Source organism: Streptomyces solincola (assembly GCF_002982015.1).
Classification (GTDB): Bacteria; Actinomycetota; Actinomycetes; order Streptomycetales; family Streptomycetaceae; genus Streptomyces; species Streptomyces solincola.
This window is the reverse complement of sequence record NZ_PVLV01000550.1, coordinates 1-4,952: the sequence shown is the minus strand read 5'-3', so window position 1 is coordinate 4,952 and position 4,952 is coordinate 1. Positions and strand designations below refer to the sequence as shown.

4 protein-coding genes are annotated in these 4,952 nt (G+C 76.2%); 2 read left to right on the top strand and 2 right to left on the bottom strand.

Features of this window, described 5'->3' with window-relative positions:
• A partial coding sequence (locus C6N75_RS26915; protein ID WP_181160637.1) for an HsdM family class I SAM-dependent methyltransferase occupies nucleotides 1–1,486 on the bottom strand: 1,486 nt, incomplete at its 3' end.
• A 242-nt stretch (nucleotides 1,487–1,728) separates the two neighbouring features.
• Here C6N75_RS26915 and C6N75_RS26910 point away from each other — a divergent pair.
• Together C6N75_RS26910 and C6N75_RS26905 are read left to right on the top strand one after the other, a co-directional pair.
• A complete protein-coding gene (locus tag C6N75_RS26910; RefSeq protein ID WP_105871476.1) occupies nucleotides 1,729–2,682 on the top strand; it encodes a DUF4190 domain-containing protein in 954 nt (317 codons plus the stop codon).
• A gap of 207 nt (nucleotides 2,683–2,889) precedes the next feature.
• Complete coding sequence (locus tag C6N75_RS26905) at nucleotides 2,890–3,831, top strand: class I SAM-dependent methyltransferase (protein WP_181160636.1); 942 nt, start codon at nucleotides 2,890–2,892, stop codon at nucleotides 3,829–3,831.
• 109 nt (nucleotides 3,832–3,940) lie between these two features.
• Here C6N75_RS26905 and C6N75_RS26900 read toward each other — a convergent pair.
• Nucleotides 3,941–4,952, bottom strand: a 1,012-nt coding sequence (locus tag C6N75_RS26900; RefSeq protein ID WP_322888082.1) for an ArsR family transcriptional regulator, incomplete at its 5' end; no start/stop codon positions are given.

The window sequence follows — 4,952 nt, the reverse complement described above, 5'->3', positions numbered from 1 at the left end:
GTGGGCTCGGAGATGTGTATAAGAGACAGGTGGCGGGCGGCGGCGGGGTGAGGTCGCCGGTGCGGCGCAGCACGGCGGTCAACCGGTCGCGTACGCTGTTGAGTTCGGCCGCGCCGCCGACGGTGGCCGGGGGCGGCAGGTGCCGCGCGGGGGCCAGGTCCACGTCGTCGTCGAGCAGTTCGATGACGGGCACCGAGCGGCTGGTGCCGGGGACGGCGGGGGCGGTGCCGTGCTTGTCGAACGGCAGCCAGGCCTCCAGGACCGCGGTGCGCACCGCCTCCCAGTCGGGCCGGTCGCGGCCGGCGCCGGCGGCCGGCTCGGGCGCGGTGTCCACGACGAGCAGCTCGGGCGCGGCCGGCCCGCCGGCGTCGGGCCGGCGCAGCACCCACAGGTGCAGCGGTACGCCGTAGGGGGGCGCGGCCCCGGCGGGCAGCGCGACGACCGCGCGCAGCGCGCCGCGGCGCAGCAGGTCGGCGCGGATGCGGCGGCCGGAGCGGCGGGACGCGGCGGCCGGCGGCATCAGCAGCACGGCGGTGCCGCCGGGCCGCAGCCGCGCCAGGGCGTGCTGGACCCACGCCAGTTCGGACTCGGTGCGGGCCGGGAAGCCGTACTCCCAGCGCGGGTCGTAGGCCAGTTCCTCGTGCCCCCAGTTGCGTTCGTTGAACGGCGGGTGGCAGAGCACGGCGTCGGCGGCCAGTACGGGGTGGGCGTCGGCGCGCAGCGCGTCCCCGGCCTGGACGCGCACGTCCGCGCCGCTGTGCAGGGCCAACCGCAGGGCGGTGAGCGCGGCCAGGTCCCGGTCGGCGTCCTGGCCGTGCAGGGTGGTGGCGCGCTGGGCGGCGCGCAGCAGGGCGCCGGTGCCGCAGGCCGGGTCGAGCACGGTGGCGGCGGGCCCGGCGAGTTCGGCCATCAGGGCGGCGGTGCCGGGCGGGGTGAGGGTGTACTGGCGGGGGTTGGCGTCCAGGTGGCGGCCGAGCAGGAACTCGAACGCCTGGCGGGCGCTGGTGGAGGCGGCCAGCCCGGCCGCGCCCCGCAACAGCGCTACGGAAGGCCGGAGTTCGCCGGTGCACAGGGGCGGTACGGCGCGGGGCTCGGCGAAGCGCCGGTCGAGGACGTCGGCGAGTCGTGCGGGCAGCAGGGCGGCCATCCGGTCGTCCGAGACGGCGGCCAGCTCCAGCCAGTCGGCGTGGCGTTCGCGGACCAGCAGCAGGGCGCAGCCGGCGTGGACGAGGGCGGTGACCGCGCCGGCCGGGTGGCCCGCGACCTCCTGCCAGACGCGTTCGCGCAGCGGCACCTCGGCGAGCTTGCCCTGGGCGCGCAGCCACCGCTCGACGTCGGCGAGCGCGAAGGAGGGGCTGGTCTCGGTGCCGCCGACCGGGGCGGGGAAGTCGGCATGGCGACGGCGCCAGTTGCTCACGGCGGCCCGGCCCACTCCCGCCAGGCGGGCGATCCCGGCCGCGGTCACCTCGGCTGCGGTCTCCGACACCCGGTGTCTCCCCTCGTCCCCTGATGCGGCTCACCCGCTGATGTGCACGCGCCCCTGATGTGGCGCCGATCCTAGCGGCACTTGCACACCTGACCACTTCACACCGTGAGCCATAACGACCAGATAAATTGTTGTTGACTCGGTTCACAAGCTCTGCTGTAGTTGATCCGTCACCGCGAGAGCTTGGGGAAGCCCAGCGGTCACGACACGCATTCCACGCAGTTCCGGGAGGGGCAACAGTCATGTCCGATTCGACGCAGCAGCCGCAGTACGGGGCGCCTCAGCAGCCGGGTGGCTACGGCTACCCCGCCCCGCAGCAGGGCGGTTACCCGGGCGAGGCGCCGGGCGGGTACCCGGGCGCTCCCGGCGGCGCCTACCCGGCCCCCGAGTCCGGCTACGGCGGCCCCGCCCAGGCCCGCAACGGGCTCGGCGTCGCGGCGCTGGTCTGCGGCATCATCGGCGCCGTCTCCGGTGTGGTGCCCTTCCTCTTCTGGCTGGCCGGCCTGCTCGGCCTGCTGGCCCTGATCTTCGGCCTGGTGGGACGCGGCCGCGCCAAGCGCGGCGAGGCCACCAACAAGGGCGTGGCCACCACCGGCGCCGTGCTCGGCCTGGTGTCGCTGATCCTCGCCGTCGTCGGCGTGGTCATCGTGGTCAACGCGGTGGACGACGCGGTGGACGAGATCAACAAGGAGGTCGACAAGGCGATCGCCAGCAGCGCGCCGAAGACCCCGGCCCCGGCCGCCGACAAGGGCGGTGACGGCGCCGAGCCGGCCGCCGAGGACGAGGCCGGCAAGAAGAAGGACGAGACCCTGGCCGGCGGCGACACCGTCATCTACGACGACGACCTCAAGGTCACCGTCTCCGAGCCGAAGAAGACCTCGGCCAGTGAGTTCGCCATCGGCCACACCCAGGGCAACCAGCCCTACGAGGTGATCGTCGTCATCGAGAACGCCGGCACGGAGAAGTTCGACGCCGGCCTGGTCACCGCCGACGCCCGCGCCGGCGCCGAGGGGACCGCGGCCGAGGAGATCTTCGACGGCGACACCTACGGCAACGGCTTCAGCGGCACCATCCTGCCCGGCAAGAAGGCCACCGTGAAGTACGCCTTCGACGCCCCCAAGGGCGCCGAGAGCCTCACCGTCGAGCTGAGCCCCGGCATCTCGCACGAGGCCAACCAGTGGGAGCTGAAGCTCTGACACCCCGGCGCTGACGCCGAAGGCGGCCCCGCACGGCCGCCGCACCACCCCGGACCCGAGCCGGGCGGACCGCAGGAGGGGGCGGCCCGCCCGGCTCAGGTGCGTACCGGGCCCCCGTCGCCGTTGGCCGGGGGGACACCCACTGTTCACCGGCCGAGCATGGGCCCGTGGTGGGCAACCCGCGCCCGCCGCCCGTAGGTTCCGGGCATGGCTGTCAACTCCTCTGGCTCCTCCCGCATGGCCCGGCGGCTCCTGCGACCGGCGGCCCGGGCGGCGCTCCGGCTCGCCGAACCGACCCTCCGGAAGGGCGCCGAGCGCGCGGCCCGCCCGCTGCGCACCGATCTCGCGGCGCTCACCGCGGAGGTCGCGGAACTGCGCGAGCGGCAGTACGCGCTCAGCCTGCTGGTCGACTCGACCGGCCGCGGCACCCACCGGATGCCGACGCCCCAGGTGATCGACGCCCTGGTCCGCCAGGTCGGCGCGGTCAGCGGCCGCCCCGAGCACGCCCGCCGGGCCGTGGTCACCGCCTTCCGCACCCTGGTCGCCCAGGAGGCCCTGGGCGTCGGCCGGCTGGCCGGCTCCACCTCCAACATCTGCGGCAAGCTCGCCGCCATCCCGCTGCTCGCCCCGCCCAACGGCAGCATCCTGGAGATCGGCACCCTGCACGGCCAGTTCGCCGCCGCGCTGCTGCGGATGGTGCACCGCGCCGGCCTCGAGCCGGAGCTGACGATCGTCGACCCGCTGGCCGGCTCCCAGCTCCAGCCCGGCACGGCGGGCCACGCCGACCCCACCGGGACGCCGGTCCGGGAGGACGTGGTGCGGGCCAACCTCACCCTGGCCGGCAGCCCCGGCGCGTACACCTCCCGCATCCAGCGGGGCTTCTCCTCCGACCCGGAGGTCCGCAAGGCGGTCGCCGACCGCGCCTACGGCGTGGTCGTCGTGGACGGCGACCACTCGGCCGACGGGGTGGCCGCGGACCTGGAATGGGTCGAGGAGATCGCCGCCCCCGGCGCGGTGGTGGTCCTCGACGACTACGGCGACGGCAAGTGGCCCGGCGTCCAGCAGGCCGCCGACGCCCACCTGGCCGGGGGCTCCCGCCTGACCCTGCTCGGCCGGGCGTCCACCTCCGCCTTCCTGCGGGCGGACTGACCCGCCCGGTCCCCGGGCGGACCGACTCGCCCCGTTCTCGGACGGACTGACCGCCCCGGTCCTCCGGCGGACCGACCGCCCCCGTGCCCGGGCGGACCGACCCGGCCGGCTACCCGCCGGCCCGTCCGTCGCCCAGGAGGCGGTCGCCCAGGTCGCTGCGGCGGTAGAGCACCAGACGCCCGTCCCGGGCCCGGGCGACCAGGCCCGCTCCGTACAGCACCCGCAGGTGCTGGGACACCGCGCTCGGCGTCACCCCCAGCCTGCGGGCCAGCTCCACCGTGGGGCGCGGCTCCTCCAGCAGCGCGAGCAGCCTGGCGCGCGGAGCGCCGAGCAGCGAGGCCAGCGCGGCCCGGTCCGGCCCCGGCACGGGCGCCCACAGGGTGGCCACCCCGCGGCTCGGGTAGAGCAGCGACGGGGGCGCGCCCGGATCGACCGGCGGGGCCGGCTTGTGGGCGAAGACCGACGGCACCAGCAGCAGCCCCCGGCCGGACGCGGCGGCGTGGAACCGGCCGATCATCCGGTCGATGTGCAGCACACCGTCCCGCCAGCGCAGATCCGGGTGCATACCGGCGAACAGCGACCGCGCTCCGCCGACGGCCAGCTGGCGGGCCCGGTAGGTCATGTCCGCCTCCAGCACCAGCCGCATCCGCGGCCAGCCCGGCTCGATCACCAGCTCCCAGTACGCCGCCAGCACCGCGCGGATCCGGTCCCGCAGCCGGGCCACGGCCGTGTCGTCGCCGTCGGCGGCCGCGGCGAGGGCCGCCGGCGCCGGGTCGGGCGCGTGCGCCGCCAGCAGGTCGCGCCGCACCTCCCCCGGCGGGGTGCGGGCCACCACGGCCAGCTCCTCCTCGAAGGCCGGCGCGAAGACCTCCGGCCGGGGCGTGAGGAAGTCCGGCAGGGTGAACCGCCGGGCGACCAGCGCCGCCAGCAGCTCCCGGTCCGCGCCGTCCAGACCGCCGGGCCCCTCCAGCGTCCGCAACGCCTCCCGCCGCCACGGCAGGTGCAGCGCCGACAGCCCCGGATCGCGCAGCACCCGCAGGCTCAGCACCGCCTCCGCCAGCGGGGACAGCGCGAACCGGGTGTCCGCGAGATCCTCCACCCCCAACTCGAAACTGATCACC